Here is a 1,088-nt window from a genome sequence, read left to right as displayed (position 1 = left end):
CCGGGGGGCGTTGGAGGCACAGGCGGTAGTGGTGGAACTTTCAAACTCATTACATCACAAGAAAACCTTCCTCTTGCATCGTCTGTGTTTCGTGTCCGCCTTTCTCCCGGACAGGGAGGCGAAAGCGGCAACCCAGGTAACGGAGGGCCCGGTGGCGACGGTGGACAAGGCGGTAAAGAAAGCCTGCCATATTGCAGAGGTAATGGTAGCAACGGTCAACCCGGAGCGCCTGGCCATACAGGATCGGCTGGTGCAACAGGCGCTCCGGGTCAACCTGGCGACTACATCATAGGCGGCATTTCTGTCGATGACCTGAAAAGAGTTCTTCAAGATTAAAAAATTTGGTAGGAGAGACGTGATATGGAAAAAATCATCTTTGCCTCCATCACAATACTTCTAGCAACTCCATATCCTATCCTTGCAGGAGGTTCTTATAATTTCACAGTGACATGCCCAGACAGAGGGTTAGTGGTCAGGTGGAACACTGGAGATATAGATCCGGGTAAAGAATATCTGCGTGTAGCGACCGGAACGAAATATCCAGGATGCAGTGTTACGGATTACAATCCAAATACAGACAAAAGCTTTCCGATAACAACAAATAGCCATGAAGGTGGGATCATTGAAGGAATCCCCTTCCTTGGACCTATCATATGCTCTATTTTCTGCTAATTCTCCCTGACAGGGGGAATTTCTACATGCCGTGATCCATACCCCTGTCGCGGTGACGTGTCTCGCGCTCCCGCAACCGCTCTTGCTCCTTCAGGCGCTCGGCCTCCTGCACCCGCTGGCGTTTCTCGGCCTCCCGGCTTTCCTGCAACCGCGCTGCCGCCTCGGCCAGCGTTCCCCGGTCGATTCCCTGCGCGGCCTCCCGTAGCCGCTCGGCCAGACTGCGGGCGGATTCCGGTTCCGGGGTTTGCCCAGATGCAGCCACAGTATCGGATGCGGTGCGGCTCTGGCGGGCTTCCCATGCCTCGCGCAACCGCGTGGCCAGGTCCTGCCTCCCCTCCCGGCCATCCCGATCCACAGCGCCGGCATAGGCCAGCCCCTGCGCCGCCCCGTCTTGCGTCAACGGCCCGAGGCGATCC

General features: G+C 57.0%; 2 protein-coding genes. One reads left to right on the top strand and one right to left on the bottom strand.

Features of this window, described 5'->3' with window-relative positions:
* Positions 1 to 292: hypothetical protein (locus BLQ03_RS17835; RefSeq protein WP_217629807.1), on the top strand; the 292-nt coding region annotated here is incomplete at its 5' end.
* 402 nt (positions 293 to 694) lie between these two features.
* On the opposite strand, the gene BLQ03_RS18525 is transcribed toward BLQ03_RS17835, so the two are convergent.
* The coding region (locus BLQ03_RS18525) for a hypothetical protein (protein WP_175558951.1) at positions 695 to 1,088 on the bottom strand (394 nt) is incomplete at its 5' end.

It is taken from the genome of Paracoccus chinensis, assembly GCF_900102885.1.
GTDB lineage: Bacteria > Pseudomonadota > Alphaproteobacteria > Rhodobacterales > Rhodobacteraceae > Paracoccus > Paracoccus chinensis.
Note: the sequence above shows the minus strand (reverse complement) of the source record. Positions and strands in the feature narration are given on the sequence as shown.